The organism is Bacillus sp. YKCMOAS1 (assembly GCF_030268125.1).
Taxonomy (GTDB): Bacteria; Bacillota; Bacilli; order Bacillales; family Bacillaceae; genus Bacillus; species Bacillus safensis.
This window is the reverse complement of the sequence record NZ_BSEI01000002.1, coordinates 148,320-170,643: the sequence shown is the minus strand read 5'-3', so window position 1 is coordinate 170,643 and position 22,324 is coordinate 148,320. Positions and strand designations below refer to the sequence as shown.

20 protein-coding genes are annotated in these 22,324 nt (G+C 43.8%); 2 read left to right on the top strand and 18 right to left on the bottom strand.

What is annotated here, in order from left to right:
- Positions 1-12 precede the first annotated feature (12 nt).
- The 8 genes from QSJ46_RS05905 to QSJ46_RS05870 form a co-directional block, all read right to left on the bottom strand.
- Positions 13-1,215 (bottom strand): CaiB/BaiF CoA transferase family protein, encoded by a 1,203-nt coding sequence (locus QSJ46_RS05905; protein WP_081378194.1) that lies wholly within the window; start codon positions 1,213-1,215, stop codon positions 13-15.
- Between the two features lie 124 nt (positions 1,216-1,339).
- Positions 1,340-1,720 carry a cupin domain-containing protein gene (locus tag QSJ46_RS05900; RefSeq protein ID WP_285604442.1) on the bottom strand — a complete coding sequence of 127 codons (381 nt, stop codon included), beginning with the start codon at positions 1,718-1,720 and terminating at the stop codon, positions 1,340-1,342.
- Positions 1,721-1,743: 23 nt separating this feature from the next.
- Positions 1,744-3,504: a thiamine pyrophosphate-binding protein gene (locus tag QSJ46_RS05895; RefSeq protein WP_039176343.1), complete on the bottom strand. Its 1,761-nt coding sequence runs from the start codon at positions 3,502-3,504 to the stop codon at positions 1,744-1,746.
- A gap of 37 nt (positions 3,505-3,541) precedes the next feature.
- A complete protein-coding gene (gene aroD, locus QSJ46_RS05890) occupies positions 3,542-4,258 on the bottom strand; it encodes a type I 3-dehydroquinate dehydratase (RefSeq protein WP_332840662.1) in 717 nt (238 codons plus the stop codon).
- 66 nt (positions 4,259-4,324) lie between these two features.
- A complete protein-coding gene (locus tag QSJ46_RS05885) occupies positions 4,325-5,758 on the bottom strand; it encodes an aldehyde dehydrogenase family protein (protein ID WP_285604440.1) in 1,434 nt (477 codons plus the stop codon).
- Complete coding sequence (locus QSJ46_RS05880) at positions 5,755-6,612, bottom strand: citryl-CoA lyase (protein ID WP_080967121.1); 858 nt, start codon at positions 6,610-6,612, stop codon at positions 5,755-5,757. Before QSJ46_RS05880 ends, QSJ46_RS05885 begins: the two co-directional genes overlap by 4 nt.
- Before the next feature lie 315 nt (positions 6,613-6,927).
- Positions 6,928-7,749 carry an ammonia-dependent NAD(+) synthetase gene (nadE, locus tag QSJ46_RS05875; RefSeq protein WP_285604439.1) on the bottom strand — a complete coding sequence of 274 codons (822 nt, stop codon included), beginning with the start codon at positions 7,747-7,749 and terminating at the stop codon, positions 6,928-6,930.
- Between the two features lie 202 nt (positions 7,750-7,951).
- Positions 7,952-8,548: a DUF1989 domain-containing protein gene (locus QSJ46_RS05870; protein ID WP_047202087.1), complete on the bottom strand. Its 597-nt coding sequence runs from the start codon at positions 8,546-8,548 to the stop codon at positions 7,952-7,954.
- Between the two features lie 79 nt (positions 8,549-8,627).
- On the opposite strand from QSJ46_RS05870, the gene QSJ46_RS05865 reads away from it, so the two are divergent.
- On the top strand, positions 8,628-9,977 hold the full coding sequence (locus QSJ46_RS05865; protein ID WP_285604438.1) for an amino acid permease: 1,350 nt from the start codon (positions 8,628-8,630) through the stop codon (positions 9,975-9,977).
- Here QSJ46_RS05865 and QSJ46_RS05860 read toward each other — a convergent pair.
- The 7 genes from QSJ46_RS05860 to QSJ46_RS05830 all read right to left on the bottom strand — a co-directional run bounded on the left by QSJ46_RS05860 (position 9,972) and on the right by QSJ46_RS05830 (position 16,813).
- Positions 9,972-10,730: a YqcI/YcgG family protein gene (locus QSJ46_RS05860; protein WP_285604437.1), complete on the bottom strand. Its 759-nt coding sequence runs from the start codon at positions 10,728-10,730 to the stop codon at positions 9,972-9,974. The two genes, QSJ46_RS05865 and QSJ46_RS05860, sit on opposite strands and share 6 nt — an antisense overlap.
- 191 nt (positions 10,731-10,921) lie before the next feature.
- Positions 10,922-11,305 (bottom strand): UPF0715 family protein, encoded by a 384-nt coding sequence (locus QSJ46_RS05855; protein ID WP_285604436.1) that lies wholly within the window; start codon positions 11,303-11,305, stop codon positions 10,922-10,924.
- A 308-nt stretch (positions 11,306-11,613) separates the two neighbouring features.
- On the bottom strand, positions 11,614-12,243 hold the full coding sequence (locus QSJ46_RS05850) for a LysE family translocator (protein WP_047203469.1): 630 nt from the start codon (positions 12,241-12,243) through the stop codon (positions 11,614-11,616).
- A gap of 115 nt (positions 12,244-12,358) precedes the next feature.
- Positions 12,359-13,549: an MFS transporter gene (locus tag QSJ46_RS05845; protein ID WP_285604435.1), complete on the bottom strand. Its 1,191-nt coding sequence runs from the start codon at positions 13,547-13,549 to the stop codon at positions 12,359-12,361.
- Positions 13,550-13,603: 54 nt separating this feature from the next.
- Positions 13,604-14,650 (bottom strand): Gfo/Idh/MocA family protein, encoded by a 1,047-nt coding sequence (locus tag QSJ46_RS05840; RefSeq protein WP_047203468.1) that lies wholly within the window; start codon positions 14,648-14,650, stop codon positions 13,604-13,606.
- Positions 14,647-15,513 carry an HAD-IIB family hydrolase gene (locus QSJ46_RS05835; RefSeq protein ID WP_285604434.1) on the bottom strand — a complete coding sequence of 289 codons (867 nt, stop codon included), beginning with the start codon at positions 15,511-15,513 and terminating at the stop codon, positions 14,647-14,649. Before QSJ46_RS05835 ends, QSJ46_RS05840 begins: the two co-directional genes overlap by 4 nt.
- Positions 15,488-16,813 carry a DegT/DnrJ/EryC1/StrS family aminotransferase gene (locus QSJ46_RS05830; RefSeq protein ID WP_047203466.1) on the bottom strand — a complete coding sequence of 442 codons (1,326 nt, stop codon included), beginning with the start codon at positions 16,811-16,813 and terminating at the stop codon, positions 15,488-15,490. The genes QSJ46_RS05835 and QSJ46_RS05830 overlap by 26 nt, the downstream gene beginning before the upstream one ends.
- Before the next feature lie 109 nt (positions 16,814-16,922).
- On the opposite strand from QSJ46_RS05830, the gene QSJ46_RS05825 reads away from it, so the two are divergent.
- Positions 16,923-17,912: a LacI family DNA-binding transcriptional regulator gene (locus QSJ46_RS05825; RefSeq protein ID WP_285604433.1), complete on the top strand. Its 990-nt coding sequence runs from the start codon at positions 16,923-16,925 to the stop codon at positions 17,910-17,912.
- A gap of 44 nt (positions 17,913-17,956) precedes the next feature.
- Here QSJ46_RS05825 and QSJ46_RS05820 read toward each other — a convergent pair whose 3' ends face one another.
- From QSJ46_RS05820 to QSJ46_RS05810, 3 genes are all read right to left on the bottom strand, one after another.
- Positions 17,957-19,579: an L-lactate permease gene (locus tag QSJ46_RS05820; RefSeq protein ID WP_047203464.1), complete on the bottom strand. Its 1,623-nt coding sequence runs from the start codon at positions 19,577-19,579 to the stop codon at positions 17,957-17,959.
- Between the two features lie 43 nt (positions 19,580-19,622).
- Positions 19,623-20,570 carry an L-lactate dehydrogenase gene (locus QSJ46_RS05815; protein WP_039176305.1) on the bottom strand — a complete coding sequence of 316 codons (948 nt, stop codon included), beginning with the start codon at positions 20,568-20,570 and terminating at the stop codon, positions 19,623-19,625.
- Positions 20,571-20,787: 217 nt separating this feature from the next.
- The gene (locus tag QSJ46_RS05810; protein ID WP_059374369.1) at positions 20,788-22,218 is read right to left on the bottom strand and encodes a YfcC family protein; all 1,431 of its coding nucleotides are present in this window, start codon (positions 22,216-22,218) and stop codon (positions 20,788-20,790) included.
- Positions 22,219-22,324: the final 106 nt, after the last annotated feature.

The window sequence follows — 22,324 nt, the reverse complement described above, 5'->3', positions numbered from 1 at the left end:
CTGTTGAACGTCTTAAATAACCCCTTTTTCTTCTAACTGCTTACACTCTTCTTCTGTTAAGCCAAGCATATTTGTTAAAATCTCATAATTATGTTCGCCTAAATCAGGTGCAATGTGACGGATACTTCCAGGTGTTTTTTCAAACTTCGGAATGATCCCAGGCACCTTCACTTTTCCAAGTCGAGGGTGATGCACTTCGACGATATTCTCTCTTGCTTTAAATTGTGGATGTTCAAAAATATCCCGAATACTTAAGATCGGGCTCACAGGGACACCATGAGTATCTAGAATTTCTAATACGTCATCCCTTGTTTTCGACGCGATCCATTGCGAAACAATCGCATCCATTTCTTTGTTATGCTTCAGCCTGGATGCATTAACCGCGAATTTTTCATTCTCTAATAAATCTAATCGATTCATCGCCTCAGCCAATCGATTGAAGGTCGAATCTGTACTTGTTACAAGAACCAAATAATGCCCATCCTTTGTCTCATAGGTACCAGCAGGGCTTGAATGACCGCTTAGCCCCGGTGAACGCTCACGCACCTTCCCAAGCTTGTCATATTCTGCAACCAAAAACTCTAACATACGAAACACAGATTCATAGAGGGCCAAATCCACCATTTGCCCCGTTCCTTCTGGATGTGTATCCCTGTAATACATCGCTGTCACAGTAGCAAATGCCACATAGATGCCAGCAATATAATCAGTTAGAGAAAATGAAGGGCTGACTGGATGCCGGTCTGGAAACCCTTGAATATATGTAAAGCCGCTAAACGCCGTCGCTGGCGTTCCAAATCCGGCCTTGTCCTTAAACGGGCCCGTTTGACCATAACCCGATACACGAATCATAATTAAACGAGGGTTGATTTCTTTTAACACATCGTACCCAACGCCCCATTTTTCGAGTGTTCCAGGACGGAAATTTTCGATCAGTACATCGACCTGAGCTGCAAGCTTTTTAAAAATGTCTTTTGCTTCGTCTTTGTGCAGATCCAGTGTAAGGGATTTCTTATTCCGTGAGAGACCTGACCATCTAAGTGGTTCCCCATCTGCAAAAGGGCCGACATGCCGCAGCGTATCGCCTTTACCAGGAATCTCGACTTTGATGACTTCTGCTCCAAAATCCCCTAGAAGCACCGCGCCATAGGGTGCAGCGATCATTGTAGAGACGTCTAATATTTTTATTCCTTCGAGCGGTGTATTCATATTCATTGCTTGACTCCCTTTCATTCAAGTGATGAAGGGCTAAAATCATTTCTAATTTAGCCCTTTTCATCTTTCTGATTGACCCGTAAGGCCCTGATGATTCAAAAGCAGGGCTCACCGGTGCAGGTTTTTAATCCTTCGGAAGCTGCCCTTGCGGCGTGTAGAGCCAAATGAGCCATAAAGGTTCATCGCCTGTATTCACATGCTGGTGCTTGACACCGTCAGGAATGAACATAAAATCATTTTGTTTAAAGGGCTGCCTTTCTCCATCACAAATGACTTCGCCGGACCCTTTAATCACAAAATCAAATTCCTCTGAACCCGGGTGATTGTGCACTGAACTTGCTTCCCCTGGTTCAAAAATGGTGAGACCCGCCATCATATGTTCTGATCCAACGGTATCTGGTGTAATCGTTTGAAATACCTTTCGAATCATTTGCTCCTCTGGACGATCTAAGCCTAACCATAATGGGTTCCCATCTTGAAACGGATTCAATACTTTAATTTTCATTGTTGATTCCTCCCTAGTAATGTTTAGTTCACACTGACATGTGAGCGTTTTGTATTTGGTGAATAAATGTCATTAATATTCCAATGTCCATCCGTAGGAACAGGATCATTTTTCATCGCTACATCAATGACGCAAGGCTCCTGAGAGGCAATGGCTTCAGCCAAAGCTTCTTTGAATTCAGACGCAGAAGTGATTTTAATCCCCTTCATTCCATAACCTCTCGCAATGGCAGCAAAATCCGGAGAATAGCTTTCTCCACCTTTTCTAAAAACAGTGCCGTACGTTGTTTCATAGTGCGCCATTTGCAAGCCGGCTATTGTGCCAAACGCACTGTTATTCATCACAATCCACACAACAGGAATGTTTTCTTCAACGGCTGTTGCAAGAACGGATGGATTTTGACCAAATCCGCCGTCTCCAACAAGTGACACTACGACACGGTCAGGCTGGGCAATCTTTGCTCCAAGTGCAGCGGGAGCGCCAAATCCCATCGTCGCAAAACCACCTGGCGTTAAAATGGTCCCAGGAGTCAATACAGGAAATTGCTGTCCTACCCCATTTTTATTCCAGCCAACATCTGTTGTAATGAAAGCATCTGGCGGCAACACTTCCCGCACTTCCTGCAAAATACGCTGCGGTTTCATTGGGAAAGACTCGTCTTGAATATTCGTCAAATTGCTCTTTTGAAATTCCTCACGATATGCCGCAATGTCCTTTTTCAGTTCAGGGCGATCGATACCTTCTGGCAGCCTTTCTTTCGCCACGCGATTGAGTACGGTCAGTGCCTGCTTGAGATCGGCTACCGCTCCAATTTCAACAGGGTAGTTCCGGCCAATTTCATTCGGATCAATGTCAATATGAATGAGCTTGGTTGATTGGAAATTGAACGTATACTCCGATTCCCACGAGCTCGCATCAGCTTCAGCAAAACGGGTCCCTAAAGCCAATATATAGTCCGCCTCTTTACACTGATCATTAATAAATTTTGTCCCCCAAAACCCCGTCATTCCAAGGGTCATTGGGTGATCATCCGGCATAGCTCCTTTCCCCATCAAAGAATGAGCAACAGGGATACTTAGATGGTCAGAAAATGCCTTTAATTCTTCAGCTGCATCAGCTAACAAAATGCCTCCCCCTACATATAAGAGCGGCCTTTCTGCCTGCAGCAATCGGTCTAATATCCGATTGGCCGTTTGATCATCAATAGAAGGTTTTTCAATGGTGTGTGTATGATGGTTCATTTGTTCAAACAGGGACACATCTAGGTCTTTTGAGAACACGTCCATTGGAACAGAAATAAGCACCGGGCCAGGACGGCCGCTTTCAGCTAACTGAAATGCTTTTGATAAAATCTCTGGAAACAATTCTGGAATATCGACTCGCCATGCTCTTTTCACAAACGGCCGGTAAATTTCGTATTGAGAGGCATCGGAATGAAGATTAATCTCTTGATGTGGGTGCTTTCCATAGTAATGACTTGGGACATCTCCTGCAATGACAACCATCGGAATGGAATCAAGTGCTGCATTCGCTACCCCTGTTGCCGCATTGGTGAGTCCAGGACCTAGATGACTGAGAACAACAGCCGTCTGTTTCTTTGCTCGCGCATAACCATCTGCTGCATGTGCTGCTATCTGTTCATGTCTGACATTTACAAATTGAATCGAGCTTTTTTCAAGCGCTGATAAAAAAGCAATATTCGTATGACCGCATAGACCGAAAATATGCTCGACTCCCCGATTTTCTAAGTACTGAATAACCTGTGTAGAAATATTCTTCTTCATGTTTCTCTCCTCTCACGGTGCAGCTTGAATCTGCTACTCACTTATTCTTTGAAAACACAATAGATAGAACATTGTTCAAATCCTGTATCGCCACTTGCCCAGGAGCTGAGCTTTCTTTCCCTACAGCAAAGGTCATGACAGATCCAAAAAGTCCGCCAACCATTCTTGTAAAAGCCCCGTATTCCCCCATTGCCATCGAAATCACGGGAATTGACAGCTGCTTTTTCGCATGGCTGGTCGCTGAGAGCAGTGTTAATGCATCGTCATAGGAATGCGGCATCACTGCGATCTTTGCGATGTCGGCGCCGACTGATTCTGCATTGACGAGTAGCTGCACGAGACGATCTATCTCAGGGGTGCGATGGAAATCGTGATACGACACAATCAAGGTGACGCCATTTCTTTTAGCCGCCTGACTGACTTGCTGTATATGTGTCACATCCTGCATCAATTCATAATCAACAGCGTTCACAAGCTGAGTGGAACAAAGCTTAGCAAGCAAAGAAACCTTCTCAGTTTCTGAGAGTGATATACTTTCACCGCCCTCCTTTTCAGAGCGAATGGTGAATAAAAATGGGATGCCCTTTGCCTTTTCTACCATTCCCTTAAGGGTTTCTATCACTTGTTCCTTGTCATGAAGGTGATGAAAAAAATCTGCCCGCCACTCGATCACATCAGGCTTCTTCTCTGTTAACACCTCGACCTCATGAAACAATTCTTCCTTTGTTTGTCCGATGAGCGGCGTACAAATCATTGGCTGACCGCCTGTCTGCACACTTTTTACTTTTTGCTGAAATGCATTCACATCCCTACGCTCCTTTCACAGACCATTTGGGAGCACGACCATTTTGGTTTCGGTCATCTCCTCGATGGCGAAACGCGGACCTTCTCTTCCAAGACCACTTCGCTTAATCCCACCATAAGGCCAATGATCCAGTCTAAAATTCGATGTCCCATTGATGACAACACCGCCGGTTTCAAGCTCTTTTGCTGCGTGTAATGCCACATCCAGCTGATTCGTAAAGATCCCTGCCTGCAACCCATATCGACTATCGTTTGCTTCTTTGATTGCCTCCTCCAGCTCCTCATAAGGGAGAACGCTGACAACTGGGCCGAACACTTCCTCACAGACAACCTTGGCCTGTTTCGGAGGGTTTAACAAAATAGCTGGCGTGATGCTCGCTCCTTTTCTTTTTCCCCCATATAAAAGCTCAGCCCCCATACTCTCTGCCTCTTGTATCCATGCCTCAACACGCTGCGCGGCCTGGACATCAACCATACAGCCGATATCACTCTCACTAGACAGCGGATCTCCAACGACAAGCTGCTCTACTTTTTGTTTTAATACCTCAGTAAACGTCGGCATGATTTGCTGGTGGACATAAATTCTTTGAACAGAAATACAGCTTTGACCGGAATTACTAAAGCCTGTTTTGGCACAAAGGGATGCGGCTTGTTCAATATCTGCATCGTGATGAACAATCGTCGCGCCATTCCCTCCAAGTTCGAGCAGTACCTTTTTTAATCCCGCAGAGGTTGTAATATGTTCGCCTCCGGCAGCCCCGCCGGTAAAAGAGATGAGATTCGTTCTTTCATCAGTGACTAACTGTTTCCCAGCCTCGACCCCGCCAATCACAAGCTGCAAACCAGCCTCAGGAAACCCTGCTTCGAGAAGAAGTTTGACAAACGCTGTGGCAACAGCTGATGTTTGCGGTGCGGGCTTCAAAATTATGACATTCCCTCCCGCAAAGGCCGGACCGACTTTGTGACAAATTAAGTTGAGCGGTGCATTAAAAGGAGTAATCGCCAGCACAACTCCGACTGGTACTTTAAATGTCATGGCCATTGCTCCCTGTCCACGCGATGATACATTGCCAGGAATGGTCTCACCTATTAATCGATTCGCTTCTTCCGCCGATTGCGCCAGCGTCTCGATTGATCGCGAAACTTCATCTCTTGTATTTTTAAGTGGTTTGCCTAGTTCTAGCGAAATCAGTTCTGCAAAATGGTCTTTTTGTTCTTCAAGTAAGGTGGCTGCTTTTGTTAGAAGCTTTGAGCGTTCGATTGCCGATATTCCCGCTATTTGTTTTTTAGCATGCTGCGCACTAGAAAGTGCCTGTTCTATGTCTTCTGATGAGGCGAGATAGGATGTACCGATTATTTCTCCTGAGTAAGGATTGATGATATCAGTTTTGACACGATCGGTATTCAGCCACTCGCCGTTTATATATGACAACGCTTTTAAACCACTCAAATTTTTTCTCCCTCCTTCAAGTGCCGCGTTCCATGCCCTGCATAACGAACCAATCTTTCTTCATTCGGACAAGGTCCCTTCACGAGGGCTCCCTTTGTCAGCTCCTCATATGCATGCGCCACGATGCCCATTCCTCTGGATAAGGAAAAAATGCCTTTTGCTGCTTCTGCCGGAATGTTTAATTCACATTGGATGGCAGCAGATACACCATCTATATTCATCGTGATTTTCTTCCCTTTCAGCTGTTCAAGCTCATGTCTAATCGCTTCGGCTAACCGTAAATATGTCCCGCTGATAACACCTTGCTGTACATATGTGTGACTCAGCTCATATAGACGTCTCACCCTCGGATCATCATCATGAAGCTGATGTCCGATTCCTGGGATTTTTTCCTTGCGAGTTAACCATGTTTGGCACACTTGCTTTGCCGCAGACTGTACATCCTTTTGATCATCGTAGATCACTTTGGCTTCGTATAACATACGCATGGCCTTCTCTCCGGCTCCGCCATGAATGTCACCTAATAGATTCACCCCTGTTGCAACAGAGGAATTAAACGAAATGCCGCAAGTCACGGCCATTCTGGCTGCTGCAATAGATGGCGCCCTTGGTCCATGATCCGCACCTGCGACAAGAACACTTTCAAAAAGAGCTGCTTTTGAATCATCCAATAATTCACCAACAAGCAGTAAATAGAGCATTTGTGGATACGACAATTCACCAATCAGTTCTTCAATCGGATATCCTCGAAGTTCAATTGAATTTTTTTGAATATGACTAATCTCAGTCTCCCACCAAGCGCCTCCCTCTTTGTAAATTTCCAGTGCACTTCGATTTTTCATTGTGTCCATCATTCCTTTAGCTTCTTATTTGGAGGTGAACCACCCCTTTATTCCATTCAGTGGAATCTAATTTCACTTTTCGGAATGTGGTTTCATTGTAAGCGCATTCTTTTTCTTCGTCAATCATTTTTTCTGAAAATACTGTCAATAGAAATGAAATTAAGTGAATCGAACTAATTATGCTTGCTTTTTTTGATCAAAAAAACCGATATTTAGTGAAATGGACTTAAGTATATCGTTCTACTAATTTAATGAAATTTTGGTTATTTTGTCAAATCCACTTGAAATTCGACATAAAAAACCTCTCCATCTGGAGAGGTCTCTTTTTTATTTCCACCAGTCATCAAACATGGAAGCGGGTACTTGGCGTTTATGCTCTGATTGAACATAGCGCTTTTCAATCGCTTCTGCTGCTTGATCTGACACTGGTTTGCCTTCTAGGTAATCATCAATTTCATTGTACGTAATGCCGAGTTCTGTTTCATCCGTTTGCTGAGGTTTGTCGTCCAGCAAATCGGCTGTTGGTTTCTTTAAGTACAGGCGTTCCGGTGCTTCTAGCGCTTCAAGTAACGTCCGGCCTTGGCGTTTTGTCAGACCTGTGAGCGGAAGAACATCTGCACCGCCATCACCATACTTCGTGAAGAAGCCGGTTACTGCCTCAGCTGCATGATCTGTACCGATGACAAGCAATCCTTCCTCACCGCCGACAGCATATTGCGCGATCATTCTCATGCGTGCTTTGACATTCCCTTTATTAAAGTCAGACAATGGGCCGCCTGTTTCCTTTTGATATTGATCACTGAATGCTGATACGGCAGGTGCAATATCATATTTCCAAGACTTGTCTGGCTGAATAAATGATAGAGCAAGCTGTGCATCATCTTCATCCTGCTGCACACCATGCGGGAGGCGTACCGCAATAAAGACTGCATCCTCTTTTCCTTCTTGACGAAGCTCACTGACAGCAAGCTGTGCAAGACGTCCGGCAAGCGTTGAATCCTGCCCGCCGCTAATGCCGAGTACAAATCCTTTTGCCCCAGTTGTTTTCAAGTATTCCTTTAGAAATCCAACCCGTTTTTCGATCTCCTGCTTTGGGTCAATTGAGGGCTGCACATGCAACTCTTGGCTGATCTTTTTCTGCAAACTCATACACTTTTCCTCCTAAGCATCCTCTACATGAAGAGAACAGGTTTTACACACAATTCATTGATTTAACAACGTTTTTTGAATCTCCATTATACCATGTTTTCATCAAGAACATTTTGTTAGACGTTCCCCTATTTCTTAGATGATCAAACATTCACAAGTGAAAAAGACCATGTCTTTATGTATGGACTGGTCCTTTTCTTTTTTAATCGATTTCTACCCGTATAGATGTACAGCTTGATCCATTACACTTCCCAATATCAGCAGGGCAAGCGGACACGGCCACAATGAGATCCATTTCAGCCCTCAGGCGAATGTAGTCACCTGGCAGCGATTTTGGCAGCTCGACAGACAGCTTTCCTTTTTCATCAATAACTGTATTCATAAAGGCATTAAAAGGATAATACATATCCTCCTTTGGAATTCCAAAGGGCTCAAAGGCAGTCCGCAAATTGTCGTAGCATGTATGCATGACCTCTAAGTGCGTCCGGCCGTATAAAAGCTGATACATTTCTTGCCGGCAAGCGGGCATGTATAAATCATGGCATTCTACTGTATCTTCAATGATCGTAAACATCGGTTTATATAAATTAGAATAGAGCTTATCGCCTTTTTTCACTTTGGATGAAAATAGGCTATCCATTGTCGCACCTTGGTCAAATTTTTCATAAAAATCCTTTTCATGATAGGCCATCACATCTGCTACTTGCTGGCCTTCGACATCAACCACTCGCATACATTGGCCTTTTCCTAAACGAAAGCCGAGTCTACCCTTCGGTAAAATGACGTATTCTCCGTTCATCACATGCACTCCTTTCCATGACAGTATGCCCAAAATGTCCCCTTGATCATGTATAAAAAAAAGAGGCGGTCACAAGCTAATGTCATTGAAATCGAAAGGTGTTGCACTTGCATTGAAAGAAGAACAATCTTTATCTTGGTGGCAGCTTTCTCTCATCGGAGTCGGCTGTACAATTGGCACTGGGTTCTTCCTTGGCTCCAGCATCGCCATTACAAAGTCCGGTTATTCCGTCTGCATTTCCTTTTTGCTTGCTGCGGTCGGAACGTATCTCGTCTTTAAACATTTGGCTGCGATGACAGCTGATAACCCTGATAAAGGGTCGTTTTGTTCCTATGCTCGTAAAGCATACGGACGCTGGGCAGGATTTAGCAATGGCTGGGTGTATTGGTTTGCAGAAATGCTGATTACCGGAAGTCAGTTAACAGCCATTTCTCTATTTACCCGTCACTGGTTTCCATCCATTCCGCTTTGGGTGTTTTCTGCGATTTATTCTGCTCTTGCCCTGCTTGTCATTATCATAGGGCTTTCTTCTTTTCAAAAGACAGAAAATGTCCTTGCGGTACTGAAGACAGCGGCGATTTTTCTGTTTATGATTTTAGCGGTGCTTGTGTTATTTGGCATTCTGACAGAACATAACCCGACCCTGCATCTGCCTAACAAGGATCACGAATGGATGCCTCTTGGTCCGCTTGGTCTTTGGAATGGTTTGATTTATGCGTTTTATGCTTTTGGGGGAATTGAAGTCATGGGGCTGATGGCGGTTCATTTAAAGGACCCGAAGGATGCGGCAAAGGCTGGACGTGTCATGCTGATCATTCTAGCAGTCATCTATATCGTCTCAATCGGACTTGCTCTCTTGCTTGTCCCAGTGACAGCCTTTAATGAGAACAGCAGTCCATTTATTACTTCATTAGAGCCATTTCATTTATCGATCTTTCTTCATATCTTTAATGGCATTTTTATCATTGCCGGTTTTTCGACATTGGTTGCCTCTCTCTATGCGGTCACAACACTGCTCGGCACGATGTCAGAGCATCAAGATGCACCTGCTTGCTTTAAACAAAAAGATCCATCTCATGTAAGATGGTCTTCGATTATCTTAACTGCTGCTGGCTTAATTGTCTCAATTTTGCTTGCACTCTTTTTATCCAAACACATCTACGAGCATCTCACAACAGCAGCCGGTCTTACCTTGCTGTATACATGGATCTTTATTCTGTTCTCAAGTAAAAAGCTATCCAAGCCATCCACTCGCCAAACGTGTGAAATGATTCTTGCGCTGCTCTTAATTGGAGCCGCAGTATCAGGCACATTAACAGAGGCAAGCGGACGACCTGGCTTTTTTATCAGCCTTGGGATCATTGCAGTGATAGCCATCATGGTGCTATTCATGAGAAAAAAGTGGAAACAGGATCAGACCGCATCATAATTTCATCATGTTTTTTAAAGCAGTAAATGGACATTTGGCGGAGGCTGGTTTCTCCGCCTCATCATCTGAGAGAAAGTATTGCTTCCATTCATGATTGGCCGGATCACCGTACCATTTTAATGATGGATGAACACCGACTTCATCATATGCTTTGAGCCGCTTGCGAACGAGTTGACTCATTTTTTGACCAAACTTGGTCGATCCATTCAATTTCTCAAACACCCATCTAGGCTGAAACGCCATCATGACATAAGGGAAGTGGCGGCTTTTTCTGAGCTTGTGAGCAGGTGTGGAACATAAAATAAAATACGCTTCACCATGGAAGCAATACTCCCACTCATGATGATGAGGGTCCACCGGAATATCCTCAGGCCATGGCATTTCATCTTTCTGATGCAACCGTTGAAGCAGCGACCAAAAATGCTGCTCAAACTCTTCAAGCGAACTTTCCTTTAAATCCTGCGGTGTTTCGAAAAAGCAGATAAATGAAGCATATTGACCGGTTTCTTTCGCACAGCCTTGATATTCTCTAAGCAGCTGGGCTAAATCATCCACCGCTTCCTCTTCCCTCGGGTCACCAACAAACCCATAGCGTAAATGATCGAGAAAAAATCCTTGTCTTCCGGGTACACAAGGGAATGTATCTGCCTCATCTCCGACCATCTCGCCAAATTGTTTGAAAGCACCCTGCTTCCATTCTTCTAGTGATCGTAGATTTTGATCAAGGCAACTTTTTGCATACAGCTGGGCCATTTCCTTCCACCTCGTTTTAGCGTCTTCTCCACAGCCTATGAGGTGGAAATGGCTGTGGTGACTGTCCTTCCACGACTTTCCTTGCGCATGATAAGATGGGGATTTCCATTAAATTGAGCAGGTATTTGTTCCTCTTATTCTATTATGCAGGATCAGACTAATGTAAGTTAATAGAGCGCCTTTCGTCATTCCTACGAACGGCTCTTCATCAAAAAGACGGAATCCAGCACCCAATAAATAAGGGCTGCGCAGAAGCTAAACAAATAAACTTTATAGCTGATGAACACAACAAGTCCATAATCAATCCATAAAGCCAAAGCCGAGCAAACCACCCAGGCCGCAATAAAATAAATCAATAAGTCACGGCTTCGAAACCTTTTAGGATGCCGGTGTAAAACAAGCTGAATTGGTACAGCAAAAATGACATAAGCAAGCAAAATGAACAGACTGGTCATCTCCACATAACTGAAGCCCACTTCAGGCGGCAGAAATAAAAACGTATAAACGAATGTTGCTGTGATGACTGATAAAATCAACATACACAGATAATTGAATACTGGCAGAAACATACGCATAGCAGAAGCTCCTTCAATCCATTTTATATTCCACCATTATTCAAGAATGTGTTATGTCTGTCAATCCTTACAAAAAAACAGACTGAATGTGTCAGTCTGCTTCAGATTACTGACAAAGGGCTAAAATGATTTTTTATTTTAGCCCTTTGTCTTCTTTTCAGCGTGATAGAAAATCTTTGCAGCCCTAGGAAGGACGAGCATCGGAGCGGAGCGAATTTGACATTCGTGAGCACCGGAGCGCAGACCTGACAAAGAATGCGAGGGTTTGTCTACACGCTGAAACAGACTGAATGTGTCAGTCTGTTTTTCTACCCAATCAACGCCATAATCCCTTGATACCCAAAATAAGCGCCAAAACCAAGTAAAGATAGACCTGCAAGAACGGATAAGCCATGTAACACACGTTCACTTAAATAACGCCTAAACGAACTAGCAAGCAGCGCCATACAGAAATCCCAGATCAGCATGCCAATAAAAATAGCCACACTGTACATGAGCATTTGGGAAGCTCCATACTTTTCGATCGTATTGGCTAAAATGCTGCCATAGATGCCAAGCCAAAACAAAATACTGAGCGGATTAGATAGAGAAATGAAAAATCCGGTCATGAACGAATGGCCAATTGTTGTGTTACCGCTGTCCTTTTTCGGACTCTCCTGCAAATTGATTTTACGCAGACTTTCAATGCCGGTATAGGTCAGAACGAAAAAGCCGAACAGCCACAAAAAGGTTTTTACAAGAGGTGCAGTCAAAAGCTGGGCGACACCAAAATAGATGAGGAGCATATAGACAATATCCGCAGCCATAGCCCCCACACCAAAAATCCACGCATGCCAAAATCCACTTTTAATCCCTCTGTCGATTTGGGCTGCATTGACTGGCCCAACAGGCGCTGAAAGTGACAACCCTAAAAAGATATAACCAAAAAACACCGCCACATAGACGTCCTCCTTTTGATGCTGACTTGTACATGTTATTCAAAATTTCTGCGTTTTAGTACAAGTCCTTTGTCATCATTTCAGGTGGACCTTGGGAAGCGGCTTGATCATGTGCTTAGCGATCTGCTTTCAGTTCCGTCTGCTGCGTGTGTACTGTTTCTTTTTTCTTAGAACGATTCATTTGAATCGTAGCTGCAAACAAAAGAACAGCTAAGAAAGCAAATACAAAGACGGCACTTGCCGCACCTGCCCATTCCAGACTAAATCCAATTAAAAAGGACAAGCAGGCTCCGCCTAAGCTCGCGGCTGCAATAAAATAACTCGTCGCCTCATCGATGGCATTTTCAATCATTAAGGCAGATGCTGTCAGTGCAATTGGGAACATGCCTGCTGCGCAAAGGCCGATGAAAAAGATGAGGATCAGCTGCGCAGTAATGTGGGTTGTTAGAGCGAATATCACAAGCAGCAAAATCATCAGTGATGCACTTAGCTTTAAAAAACGCAGCGGATGCAGTTGATCAGCTTTTCTGGCAATCACAGTCCTGCCAATGACGATCGCTGCCCAGAAAGTAGAGACCGCAAAGAGGCCCCAATTTTCTCCCCCCTTTTCCAGCATGATCGACGGCAAAAAGTTCGCAAAGTTCGTTTCAATCCCTGCGTAGAAAAAGGCAAAACAAATCATAATGACCACGATCATTCGATTATTTCGATCAACAAGCAAGGACGGTTTCCTCATCCCTCCTGTGGAAGGAGCATCCATCTGTCCATGAGGCAGTTTGTTCATAAAAACAAGCCAGAGCATGAGGAAAAATGTCAGCGCACCCACCTGAAATAAAAACACATACTGCCATGTCTGCTCTGTGACAGTCAGCAAAATCACTAGCGGAAATAACAGTGCACCTAATCCAAAAAAGACCTCCATGATACTGATTCGCTTTGCACTATTAGCCATCGAAATGACATACGCACCGGCTGTTGTCTCAAGACTGCCTGCGCCGCTACCGAGAAAAAAACCTGCCAGCACAAGCGTCGTCCAGCCCGGCATCAACAGCCCCAGCAGAAGTGACCCGATCATCAGCAAAAGACCCATAGTCAGCACAGCGCCATAGCCTTTTTTTCTCACTAGAATGGGGGATAGCAGAACACCTGTCAAAAAACCAATAAACTGAAAAAAAATTAAAGATGATAATTCCCCAGGACCCTTATCATAACTCGACAGCAAATAAGGCGTTAAGCTGCCAAAGAACACATGAATGGTCCCAATAAAAAAATAAAAGACACAGCCAAAATAAAATACCTTTTTCATCTTTTCACTTCCTCTAAAAAGGAGCGGAGTTATGATATCCTCCGCTCCACCTCTTTAATATGCCTGAGCAGAGACAACTGCCTCTTCCCTCTCAAAGCATGTATTGAGCGCAGCCTGCGCGCGATAACCATCTTCAAAATCAGCGACCTTCATATGAGTTGGGTATGGATCAGTATTCACCCAATGCATCAGCTGATCGCGGAATGTATCGGACCATCCGTAAAATTCATTTGGCGGATCTGTCAGCATGGTTTGCGGCATTTGATGACGCTCCACACACAATCCATCACTGATCTCATATTCGTTTTTCATGTTCGTATGGTATTTGAATACCTTGTCATGACCAACAACTTCTACACTAAATCCACATTCCTCAGGCTGCGTGCTTTTGGATGTCACCAAATGAAAGAACACTTGATTCTCCATCTGCCCGAAAATTTCGGTATGATCATCCACCTGTACCTTTTTCTCTTCTTTTTCCTTTACACGTGTCAGCATCTTGGTGTTAAGTGATTCTTTCTTCATTTCACTGCCAAATAAGTACCACAGCATATCAATCAAATGAATGCCAAGATCCCCTAGCGCACCGCTCGTACGCAGACTTTCGCCGCTGTCTCTCCATGAAAATGTCTTTCTTCTGAGGGCACTGTTTTTCTTAAAATGCGTTCTGACGGTCAAAATACGGCCTAATTCTCCGTTGGCAATCAAGTTCTTCAATATATTCACAAAGGATAAATAACGATAGTTAAAGCCCATACTGGCTTGAACTTGGAACTGTTTGGCTGTCTCTACCATTTCCTTCGCTTCCTTCAGCGACACAGCCATCGGTTTTTCACATAAAATCGGCTGTCCTGCTCTTAGCGACTGAAGGGCATGGTCCTTATGACAAAAATTAGGAGAAGCAATGATCAACCCATCAGATGCATCTGCAAGTGTCTCAATACTTGAATACACACGTCCGCCGTACTGTTTAATGAATCCCTGTGCGACCGACTCATGCAAATCATAGACACCGGATAATTCTGCACCTTTGATCGTTGATAATGCTCTTGCATGTGCTTTTGCAATATTTCCTGCTCCAACAATTCCAATTTTCTTCATGAATGTGCCTCCTCATGTTTATACATCACTGTTTTCAGAGTTTCATAGATTCCTTTTGCATACCCATGATGACAAATTTGGTGATGGTGCCGTTTGGCTTCGCCTGTCGCATTTTGGACAAGGAAACCGTGCGTGACGGATTGAAGCATCCGCAAATCGTTCCCACTATCACCAAACGCAAAGCCTTGATCTTTCGATAGATCATATTGGTTCAGCATAAAGCGGACAATTTCATCCTTCCCTGTTCCTACTGGTAAAAAATCGACATCATAGCAATCCGCAGGATCTCCTGCAAGCGGGTTGCATTTGTTGATGTTGACCGCCACACCCCGCTCTTTAGCCAGTGTTTGGATAAATGATAGATGATGAAGATCCGTCCGTTCATCCTGCTCTTGATAATAGAAATTCTTCTTATACCCTGAGCTGCCCAGCTGTGTTTGCGGTCTAAGGAAAATACCCTTTTCTCGGACAGTTTCCAGGATGTCTTCGATTTTTTCATCTGAAAAGCCCTGTGCATCCAGCCGCTTCATCCACTCTGCATCTGGCTGTCCAAAATGAGCATCCGACGTATATACAATCTCAGTCCCTAAGTTCGACGCAATGAAATGCGGGAATTGATGAAATCCGCCTTTTTCCATTTTGCTCGTGACAGAATCGAGGCTGCTTCCCGTCACCCAGCCCAGCAAAAGCTGTCCCGCTTCACTCTTTTCTGCTACAAAGGCTTCCAGCCGCTTGACATCCTCTCTCTGCTCTTCTGTCATTTCGTGAGAATAATACGTTTCATCAAAATCACAGAAGACGATCCACTGCGGATTCTTCGGCTGATTCAGCAGTTTTTTATTGAATGGAAGACTTGATAACATGTTGAACCCCCTCGATGACCTTCTCCTGATCTTGCAGCGGCATTCCTGGGTAAAGCGGCAAGTGAAGTAATTGCTGCGCTGCCTTTTCCGTGTGCGGTAGTGTTGTTTGTCTATACTTTTGAGAAACAAGATTTGTTTGATGCTGATGCGATAGGATCGGGTAATAGACATCCGTCTCTATACCCATTTCCAGCAATTTCGCTGCAAGTTCATCTCGGTCTCCCTTCAGTACTCTAATCGGGAATAGATGCCATACATGGTCATCCGTCAGCTTCGGAAGCTTCATGTATCCTTCATCCTCAAGCGTTTGCAGCTGGTCAATATATCGCTTTGCTAAGTAAAAACGTTTAAAGTTTTGCAGTCCTAAATACTTCATTCGTTCGAGTCCGATCGCTGCCTGCAAATTATCGATTTTGGAATTAAAGCCGTAGTCACTGCGTTTGACATTTTTCTTTCCAGCTTCAAAGCCGTGATAGCTGATCTCCATGCATTTTTCCGCTAAGGCCTCATCGTTTGTAGCGATGGCGCCTGCCTTTCCGCAGACCCCAAGGTTTTTGTATGGATTAAAGCTGAGAACAAGTCCATCTCCATAAGCACCAAGGCCGCTGCTGCCAATCGCTTGACAGCCATCTTCAATGATTTTCAGCCCATGCTGTTTCGCAATTGCCGAAATAGCCTTCATATCCGCTTGTTTTCCATATAAATGAACCGGTAGAATGCAAACCGTTTTATCTGTGATATGTTTCTCTATTTCACTCGGTGCGAGGCAGTATGTTTCTGGATCAATATCGGCATATACCGGAACAGCCCCAATGGCAAGTACTGCATTTTCTGTTGCAGCAAAGCTGTTGGCTGGCAAAATCACCTCGTCTCCCGGATGGACGCCTGCTGATATGAGACTGATCATCAAGGCATCTGTTCCACTTGACGTGGCTATGACATATTTTTTCCCTAAGTACTCAGCAATCGACTTTTCAAACGTCGGAATATACGGCCCTGAAGTAAAACGGCCAGAGCTCAATACTTCCTTCAACACCAGCATAATATCATCGATTTCATCCTCTGAAATCAGTTTATCAACTGGCAGAAACGGTATCTTTTTTTCCTTATTTTGTTTATAATGGAAGAGAATTTTTTCCAAACCTGTGCGTTCTATATCTTGCTCAAGGAACGTCACCAGCTTTTCATTTGCTAGATGCTTTTCAACTGAATCGGCTTTTACTTGAACACCTTGATTGATCATATCCAGCAAAGGAAGATAATCCTTGCTTTTACCTGATATCTTCGTCAATATTTGCATTCCATTCCCTCCAATTAATCAATTCCTTTTGTTAATATTTAACTTGTTTCACATTGTAAATGATGTTATCGATTTCAGAACAATAACTTTGTGTAAAGGATTTGTTAATATGTGTACAATTTATGAAATTGCCAAACGCTGCGGGGTTTCAACTACCACCGTTTCCAGAGTGCTAAACCACCACCCATATGTGTCAGAAGAAAAGCGGCAACTCATATTACAGGTGATGAAAGAAATGGAATATACACCGAGTTCAGCAGCCCGCACACTAAGGTCACATCAGACAAAAACCATTGCTGTGTCCGTCCCAGCTGTGGACCATCCTTTTTTTGCACAATTGATTAAAGGCATTTCAAAAGAAGCCCTTGATCAAGGATATAAAGCCATCGTGCTTCAGACGTTTTATCAAGAAGCCTTAGAGCTTGAAGGACTTCAATTATTAAAAAGAAGAGAAGTAGATGGGGTTATATTGGGGGCGTTAGAAAATACGTGGGAGAAAATTGAGCCATTTTTAACGAACGGCCCCATCGTCATGGCAAATGAATATCATCAAACTGCAAACATCCCGATTATTGGATACGATGAACGGGAAGCCGCCTATAAAGCGGTGGACTACTTGATTCGGTCGGGGCGAAAATCGATTGGGTTTTGCTTTGATACAGAAAGCAGTGAAGCGCAGAAACAAAGAAAACAGGGCTATCTTGATGCACTCTCTGCTCACGGTTTGCCGCTGCAAAATGATTGGCTGTTTGGAGAGGCTTTTACCATTGAAGACGGCTTTCGCTTAATGGAGGTCATCCATCACATGACGGGTGCGCCTGATGCCATTTTCACCGGCAATGATCAAGTTGCAGCAGGGCTCATTAAACAGGCCATTTCATATGGCTATCAAATCCCCGAGGATCTAGCGGTCATCGGCTATGACAACCAAGACATATGCGAAGTGACAGCTCCAACGATCACCACGATTGACATACCGATCGTAGAACTTGGCCAGCGGTCAGTACAGCAAATGATTGCGCTTCTGCAAGACCAAAAACCATTACAGCGCGAACATATCCAGCTGCCTACCCGGCTCGTGACAAGAGAATCTACATAAAGAAAAAGACTGAGAGAGATCTCAGTCTTTTTTAATCTATCAACCTATAAAAATTGAGCAAGAATGAATGTCCATATACATACAATGCCGAGCAGAATGAAGCTGTACTTCACGGTCTTTTTGAAGAGCTCAGATTCTTTCCCTGTTTCTCCAACAGCTGCTGTAGCGATAGCGATAGATTGTGGAGAAATTAATTTCGCCATCACACCACCGGTCGTGTTCGCCCCAATTAACAAACCTGCCTGTGAGCCGATTTGAGAAGCAGTGACCGCTTGAAGGTTACCGAATAAGGCGTTGTTACTCACGACAGACCCCGTAATAAACACACCGATCCAGCCAAGCACCGGGCTGACAAGCGGGAACAAATCGCCTGTTTTGGCAAGAGCAAGTCCAATCGCAGAACTTAGTCCAGCAAAGTTCGCCAGGTTGGCAAAGCCCATGACAAAACAAATGGTAAGAACGGGGAGCCAAAGCTCTTTCACTGCTGCTTTTAAGCAGGCAGCGCCTTCAGTTAACGTAATATGTCTGCTAAACAGCCCTGTCAGCATCACCGCAATCAGAATGGCAGTACCCGTCGCACTGATGACATCAATTTTAAAGATCGCATCAATAGGTGTTTCCGTTTGTGCAATTGGTGGTAATTTCACAATTTGCTGATGTAAAAATGGCATTTTCACTAAAATGGTCGTCCAGTTAAGAGGTCCTCCTACAGCAAACAATGCTTTAAATGCTGGCAGACTCCATACCGTAATAACCGCAGTTAAAATATAGAACGGAGACCATGCTTTCAGTATTTCAACGCCGCGATACGTTTGTTTCTGTTCAATATCTGGCGCTCCTTCTTCTCGATAAATGTTTTTTGGCTGCCATTTCCGAAGAAATAAAGCCAAAATACCCATACTTGCTAAGGCAGAAATAATATTGGCAAGCTCAGGACCCATCGTCACCATTGTAACAGCTTGCAAAATGGTATAGGTTCCACTCACAACAAGCAAGGCTGGCAGAGTTTCTTTGATTCCTTTGAATCCATCTACAATCAGAATGAGTAGGAACGGAATACAGAATGAAATAAACGGGATCGTATATACAAGGGTTTGAGATAACGCAAGCGGCGTCATATTGCCCATTTGCGCCCCTGTAATCACTGGAATTCCCACAGCACCAAATGCACCAGATGCAGCATTGGCAATTAAGCAGAGCATCGCAGCTTTCAGCGGTTTAAACCCAAGCTCTGTTAAGAGAGCGGCACTGATCGCAATTGGTACCCCAAACCCAGCAGCACCTTCTAAAAATGCGTTAAAGCTAAAACCTATTAATAAGAGCTGAAGACGTTGATCCTGAGAGATTCCTGCAATACTAGAACGAATGACATCGAACTTACCAGATTTCACTGCAATTTTATAGAGCCATACCGCCATGATCACGATATATCCAATCGGCCACAGCCCATTAGATATACCGAGCAACACAGCAGATAATGCCTTTTCAACTGGCATATGGAAGAAGAAAACAGCTGTTACAAAACTGACGATTAAGGTAAAACAAGCGGCTAAAACACCTTTTAACTTAAAAACGGTTAATGCAAGTAGGAAAAACAAGATTGGGAGCATTGCCACCAATGCACTGACGAATTCATTACCAAACGGATCATATATTTGCTGCCACATAGTGATTCATCCTTTTCTGCTCAGATAGGTTGCTTTTGATTGATTAAAAATGAGGAGCCAAAATCTCTTTTAACACATTCACACTGTGTGCAAATTTTTCTTTCTCCGTGTCGTTTAGTGCAAGCTCCATCACTTCTGTTGCACCATTTCGATTCACAAGGGCTGGTACACCAATGTAGACATCTTCTGCTCCGTACTCACCATCCAAGTAAGTGCTGACCGTTAAAATGCTGTTTTCATTGTGCAGGATCGCTCTTGTAATGCGGGCTAAACTCATTGCCACGCCGTAGTAAGTGGCGCCTTTTTTCTCAATGATTTGGTAAGCGGCATGACGGACATTTTCCATGATTTCATCTAAGTCTTCTTGTTTGTATTGATCATTTCTCTTCATTAATTCTGTAATTGGTACACTTCCGATATTCGCATGACTCCAAACAGCAAGCTCAGTATCCCCATGTTCGCCAATGATGTACGCATGCACATTGTGTGCCGCTGCTTCAAAATACTCACTGAGCATGTATCTAAATCTTGCCGTATCAAGCGTCGTACCACTGCCAATCACTCGTTCTTTTGGAAGTCCACTGAATTTCCAAGTCGCATATGTCAAAATATCAACTGGGTTCGTAGCAACTAAGAAAATACCATCGAATCCGCTTTTCATCACATTGTCTACAATGCCTTTAAATATATTTAAATTTTTCTCAACAAGGTCAAGTCTCGTTTCACCTGGCTTTTGGTTTGCACCAGCACAGATACATACAATGTCTGCATCCTTACAATCCTCATAATCTCCATACCAAGTATTCACAGGATGCGGGGCAAATGCTTTTCCGTGGTTTAAATCCATGACGTCACCCATTGCTTTGTCTTGATTCAAATCGATAACAACCAATTCATCTGTGATCGCTTGATTTATTAATGTAAAGGCATAACTGCTGCCGACGAAACCTGCTCCAATAAGGGCTACTTTGTTGACTTTTTCGTTTGTCATTTATCTCATCCTCCTGAGTAAAACTAGGCTGTTTTTATTATGTGAAGTATTTCACATTCTTATTGTGCAATACTTCACAAACTTTTGCAAGGGGGTTGCTCAAAAAAAATATGTAGCGAATTTGTGAACACATTTATTGTGCTTTCAAAGCGCTGGTTCCATACATATTTCCACAAGAAAAAAGCTGCCAAACGCTCTTCGGCAGCTTCATACATGTTTAATAAGGGCCCCAGTTGATCATGACCCCAATACAAATAAATACAAGACCAATGACAAACCAAATGAGGGCAAGCGGCACCATAAAACGCAGCCACTTTACATAAGGAATACCACTTGCAGCAAGCACAGCCATCAACACACCAGAAGTCGGATTGATACAGTTGACCACCCCTTCACCAAGCATTACCGCTTCTACAGCTACCTGTCTTGTGATGCCCATTAAATCAGCGAGCGGCGCAAGAATCGGGATAAAGACAACGGCTTCTCCTGATCCTGATGAAATCAAAAAGTGAAGAAGCGCACTCGCAATATACATCCCGATCGCACCAGCAATTGGACTAAAGCCTGTCAGCATACTCGCCAAGCCGTTGACCACTGTATCAAGCAGCTTCCCATTTTCTAAAATGACCGAAATACAGCGTGCCATCCCAACAATAAGTGCGCCGTATACTAGGCTTTGACAGCCGACAATAAACGTTTTCGCAATATCATTGGCCGCTAATCCGCCAAGCAGTCCAGCTGCAATTGCCATAAAAATGAACACACCGGCCATTTCCTTATCGGTCCAGCCAAGCTGAAGTGCGCCATATAAGAACCCTCCAAGAGACAATCCGCATACTGCTAAAATCAGCTTATGTCTACCAGTGAATGCAGGCTTGTCCACAGATTCCGCATCGGCTCCGCCAAGCCCCTTAGCAGGAAACCATTGATCGCCAAGAATGCTTCCCTTATCTTTATTCTTCAGACGTCTTGTATATAAATAGATGTACACAATACTTGAAATAAGAAAACAAAGATAAATGATGACACGCAGGCCAATGCCAGAAAAGATCGGCAGCTCTGCGATCGTTTGTGATAAACCTAATGGAGATGGAGATAAAATCGTTGCATTAAACCCTGCGTAACAGCCGATGTATATGACAGCCGCTCCTGCTACAGCATCCCATTTCAAAGATCGTGCCACAATGATGCCAATTGGAATAAACCCAATAACAGAGTTCACGACAATTCCTGTCGTTCCAAGGACTGAAAATAATCCCCCAACAATACAAATAAACAATAATTGCTTCGTTTGAAACCGGCTGATGACATGGTGAATCATCCCGTTAATAGCACCTGTCTTCTCCAAAATGGCAATGGTTCCGCCCGTAAATAGAATCAGAAAAATAATAGAAGCGGACCCTACCATTCCTTCTTGTATCGCAGTGAAAAAGCCCACTGGACTCACTGGTGATTGATCAATGCGGTGATAGCTGCCAGGAACGGCTGTTGTGATCTCCCCAGATGTCTTTCGGTCAAACTCACCCGCTGGTACAAAATACGTTGCTATCGTACAAATGAGTGCAATCATAAATAAGAGAACATACGCATCCGGCATTTGAAGTTTTCGTTTCTGTTTCTCTGGTGCTGATACTGTCGCAGTTTTCATGTGCCAAAACCCCTTTGTCCCGATCGGAATTTCACTTAATTTTCAGAATAATCAAATGATGTGTTATATTATAAACACTGTTGATATTTAAGATCAATATTATTTC

What these genes read in the sequence shown, in the direction of transcription:
- QSJ46_RS05905 (WP_081378194.1), bottom strand. Translation starts at nt 1,215, where the DNA reads ATGAATATGAATACACCGCTCGAAGGAATAAAAATATTAGACGTCTCT.
- QSJ46_RS05900 (WP_285604442.1), bottom strand. Translation starts at nt 1,720, where the DNA reads ATGAAAATTAAAGTATTGAATCCGTTTCAAGATGGGAACCCATTATGG.
- QSJ46_RS05895 (WP_039176343.1), bottom strand. Translation starts at nt 3,504, where the DNA reads ATGAAGAAGAATATTTCTACACAGGTTATTCAGTACTTAGAAAATCGG.
- aroD (WP_332840662.1), bottom strand. Translation starts at nt 4,258, where the DNA reads ATGATTTGTACGCCGCTCATCGGACAAACAAAGGAAGAATTGTTTCAT.
- QSJ46_RS05880 (WP_080967121.1), bottom strand. Translation starts at nt 6,612, where the DNA reads ATGATGGACACAATGAAAAATCGAAGTGCACTGGAAATTTACAAAGAG.
- nadE (WP_285604439.1), bottom strand. Translation starts at nt 7,749, where the DNA reads ATGAGTTTGCAGAAAAAGATCAGCCAAGAGTTGCATGTGCAGCCCTCA.
- QSJ46_RS05870 (WP_047202087.1), bottom strand. Translation starts at nt 8,548, where the DNA reads ATGAACGGAGAATACGTCATTTTACCGAAGGGTAGACTCGGCTTTCGT.
- QSJ46_RS05865 (WP_285604438.1), top strand. Translation starts at nt 8,628, where the DNA reads ATGTCATTGAAATCGAAAGGTGTTGCACTTGCATTGAAAGAAGAACAA.
- QSJ46_RS05860 (WP_285604437.1), bottom strand. Translation starts at nt 10,730, where the DNA reads ATGGCCCAGCTGTATGCAAAAAGTTGCCTTGATCAAAATCTACGATCA.
- QSJ46_RS05855 (WP_285604436.1), bottom strand. Translation starts at nt 11,305, where the DNA reads ATGCGTATGTTTCTGCCAGTATTCAATTATCTGTGTATGTTGATTTTA.
- QSJ46_RS05845 (WP_285604435.1), bottom strand. Translation starts at nt 13,549, where the DNA reads ATGAAAAAGGTATTTTATTTTGGCTGTGTCTTTTATTTTTTTATTGGG.
- QSJ46_RS05840 (WP_047203468.1), bottom strand. Translation starts at nt 14,650, where the DNA reads ATGAAGAAAATTGGAATTGTTGGAGCAGGAAATATTGCAAAAGCACAT.
- QSJ46_RS05835 (WP_285604434.1), bottom strand. Translation starts at nt 15,513, where the DNA reads ATGTTATCAAGTCTTCCATTCAATAAAAAACTGCTGAATCAGCCGAAG.
- QSJ46_RS05830 (WP_047203466.1), bottom strand. Translation starts at nt 16,813, where the DNA reads ATGCAAATATTGACGAAGATATCAGGTAAAAGCAAGGATTATCTTCCT.
- QSJ46_RS05825 (WP_285604433.1), top strand. Translation starts at nt 16,923, where the DNA reads ATGTGTACAATTTATGAAATTGCCAAACGCTGCGGGGTTTCAACTACC.
- QSJ46_RS05820 (WP_047203464.1), bottom strand. Translation starts at nt 19,579, where the DNA reads ATGTGGCAGCAAATATATGATCCGTTTGGTAATGAATTCGTCAGTGCA.
- QSJ46_RS05815 (WP_039176305.1), bottom strand. Translation starts at nt 20,570, where the DNA reads ATGACAAACGAAAAAGTCAACAAAGTAGCCCTTATTGGAGCAGGTTTC.
- QSJ46_RS05810 (WP_059374369.1), bottom strand. Translation starts at nt 22,218, where the DNA reads ATGAAAACTGCGACAGTATCAGCACCAGAGAAACAGAAACGAAAACTT.